3 protein-coding genes and 2 pseudogenes are annotated in these 3103 nt (G+C 45.6%); all 5 read left to right on the plus strand.

Going from position 1 to position 3103, the window contains the following annotated elements; genetic code table 11:
• Positions 1 to 101: 101 nt before the first annotated feature.
• Positions 102 to 539 (plus strand): annotated as a pseudogene (locus DW083_RS21750) (TraG family conjugative transposon ATPase); the annotation flags it as partial.
• Positions 540 to 567: 28 nt separating this feature from the next.
• The gene (locus DW083_RS21755) at positions 568 to 924 is read left to right on the plus strand and encodes a DUF3876 domain-containing protein (RefSeq protein WP_122333809.1); all 357 of its coding nucleotides are present in this window, start codon (positions 568 to 570) and stop codon (positions 922 to 924) included.
• A gap of 4 nt (positions 925 to 928) precedes the next feature.
• Complete coding sequence (locus DW083_RS21760; RefSeq protein WP_122333810.1) at positions 929 to 1558, plus strand: DUF4141 domain-containing protein; 630 nt, start codon at positions 929 to 931, stop codon at positions 1556 to 1558.
• 19 nt (positions 1559 to 1577) lie between these two features.
• On the plus strand, positions 1578 to 2603 hold the full coding sequence (traJ, locus tag DW083_RS21765) for a conjugative transposon protein TraJ (protein ID WP_122333811.1): 1026 nt from the start codon (positions 1578 to 1580) through the stop codon (positions 2601 to 2603).
• 12 nt (positions 2604 to 2615) lie between these two features.
• A pseudogene (gene traK / locus DW083_RS21770) lies at positions 2616 to 2993 on the plus strand (conjugative transposon protein TraK); the annotation flags it as partial.
• Between the last annotated feature and the right edge of the window lie 110 nt (positions 2994 to 3103).

A 3103-nucleotide genomic window follows, 5' to 3' on the forward strand; every position in this document is an offset into this window, starting at 1 on the left:
AAATTAGTGGAGAGCCGGATACGCTGAGAGGTGTAAGTCCGGTTCGGGGGCGAGCATTTGGAAACCTGTCATAGGAATATGATAAGGCGCTGGGTGCTTAGCTACACAAAACGGTTAGAAAGTATTTCGGCGAAGCGATTGTAGTTACCCAAGAGGTCGAAGATATTATTTCCTCACCCATTGTAAAAGAGAGCATTATAAACAATTCAGACTGTAAGATACTGCTCGACCAAAGGAAGTATCTTAATAAATTCGACAGCATACAGAACCTTTTGGGACTGACCGACAAGGAACGTTCACAGGTGCTTTCCATCAATCTTGCCAACCATCCGAACCGGAAATACAAGGAAGTTTGGATAGGCTTAGGCGGTACACAATCAGCCGTATATGCCACAGAAGTGAGTTTAGAAGAATATTTTACATATACGACCGAAGAAACGGAAAAGATGGAACTTTTCGCTTTGTCCGAAAAGCTGGGTGGTAACCTCGAACTGGCTATCAAACGGCTTGCCGAAAGCAAGCGTAATCCTGAAAAATAATCAATCAACAATTTAAAAATCAATCAGTATGAAATATTTTAAATTTTTGTTTCCGGTGCTGCTATGCACCTTGTTACTGGGGTTTTCTTCCTGTAAGGAAACGAACGCCGACCGTCTTAGGGCGATGCGTGGCGACTGGAAAAGTGTAAAAAATCGTCCGGCATTTACCCTTTTTGAAGAAAACGGGCATTACCGGGTAACGACCTATCGAAAGACCTACCGGGGGACTGTCCAAACGGAAACCTATCAGATTTCAGAACAGGACGGAAACCTGTTCATCGAAACGGGGCTTTCCGTCTTGCTGACCTACGACAAAGAGAATGACCGGATTCTACTTTCACCCGGTGGAGAATACAAACGGAGTAAACAACCAATAAAGAAATAAGCGTATGAGAACAAAGATTATAATGCTGCTCGTAGTATGCAGCCTGTTTGCTGGAAAGGTAAACGCACAGTGGGTGGTGAGTGACCCCGGTAATTTGGCGCAAGGGATTATCAATGCGTCAAAGAACATCGTACAGACATCATCCACCGCACAGAACATGATAAAGAATTTTCAGGAAACGGTAAAGATTTATCAACAAGGTAAAGAATATTACGATGCCTTAAAATCAGTGCATAACCTTGTCAAAGATGCCCGGAAAGTACAAAAGTCCATCCTGCTTATCGGGGAGATTTCCGATATATACGTGAACAGTTTTCAGAAGATGCTTTCGGATGAAAACTATACACCGGACGAACTTTCGGCGATTGCTTACGGCTATACCCAACTGTTGCAGGAAAGTTCCGATGTACTGGAAGAAATGAAAAGCGTGGTGAACATCAACGGGCTTTCCATGTCGGACAAGGAACGGATGGACGTAATCGACCGGACGTATAACGCCATCAGGAACTATCGGGACTTGGTGAGTTATTATACCCGCAAGAATATTTCCGTTTCCTACCTGCGGGCGAAAAAGAAAAAGGACACCGACCGGGTAATGGCTCTTTACGGCTCGGCGGATGAACGTTACTGGTAACCTCTAAAAACAGACAAGTATGTTATTAGCAATTGAATTTGATAACCTGCATCAGATTTTACGAAGTCTGTACACGGACATGATGCCGTTATGCGGGAACATGGCGGGGGTAGCCAAAGGAATAGCGGGACTGGGCGCATTGTTCTATGTGGCTGCCAAAGTATGGCAGTCGCTCGCCAGTGCCGAACCGATAGACGTTTACCCTTTGCTCCGTCCTTTTGTGATTGGCTTCTGTATTATGTTCTTTCCCACATTCGTACTGGGTACGATTAACAGCGTGATGTCGCCAGTAGTCAAGGGCTGTAACAATATGCTCGAAACGCAAACTTTCGATATGAACGCTTACCGGGAACAAAAGGACAAGCTGGAATATGAAGCGATAGTACGCAATCCGGAAACGGCTTATCTTGTTTCGGATGAAGCGTTTGACAAGCAGATAGATGAACTGGGGTGGTCTGCCAAAGACATAGCCACGATGGGCGGCATGTATATGGATAGGGCGGCACATAATATCAAGCAATCCGTCCGGGACTGGTTCAGGGAACTTTTGGAACTGCTCTTTCAGGCGGCAGCCCTTGTGATAGACACTATCCGAACCTTTTTCTTGATTGTCCTTGCCATACTGGGTCCGATAGCCTTTGCCATCAGCGTGTATGATGGCTTTCAGGCGACACTGACCCAATGGATAACAAGGTACATTTCCGTTTACCTGTGGTTGCCCGTTTCCGACCTGTTCAGTTCCATTCTTGCCCGAATACAGGTGCTTATGCTGCAAAAGGATATTCAAGAGCTATCAGACCCCAATTTCATACCGGACAGCAGCAATAGCGTGTACATAATTTTTATGATAATCGGCATTGTCGGTTACTTCACCATCCCCACCGTATCGAACTGGATTATTCAGGCGGGCGGAATGGGTAACATGAGCCGGAATATAAACAGTGCGGCTAACAAAGCGGGTAGCGGTGTCGGTGCGGTAGCCGGGGCAGCAACCGGAAACGCTGGCGGCAGGGTCGGCGGTAAACTAATCAAAAGTAACCAATAAATAAAAATCAAGATGGAATTTAAAAGTTTAAAGAACATTGAAACCAGTTTCAAACAGATACGGCTTTTCGGTATTGTGTTTGTCGTGATGTGTACCCTGATAACAGGTTATGCCGTTTGGAACTCCTACACGTTTGCCGAAGCGCAACGGCAGAAGATTTATGTGCTGGACGGTGGCAAATCGTTGATGCTTGCGCTTTCGCAAGACCTCTCGCAAAACCGTCCGGTTGAAGCAAGGGAACACGTGAAGCGTTTCCACGAACTCTTTTTCACGCTCTCACCCGATAAGAACGCTATCGAAAGCAATATCAAACGGTCGCTGTTCCTTGCCGATAAGAGCGCATTCAACTATTACCGTGACCTCTCGGAAAAAGGGTATTACAACCGTATCACTGTGACGTGCTAAGTTGTGTATGTGATTGTTCAACTGGCTATTACAAGAAAGTAATAATCTGATTGAACCTGCTGTTTCGTCAGCAGTAGCCTACGGCAGGTGCATTA

This window comes from Parabacteroides sp. AF48-14 (assembly GCF_003477465.1).
In the GTDB taxonomy this organism is placed as follows: domain Bacteria; phylum Bacteroidota; class Bacteroidia; order Bacteroidales; family Tannerellaceae; genus Parabacteroides; species Parabacteroides acidifaciens.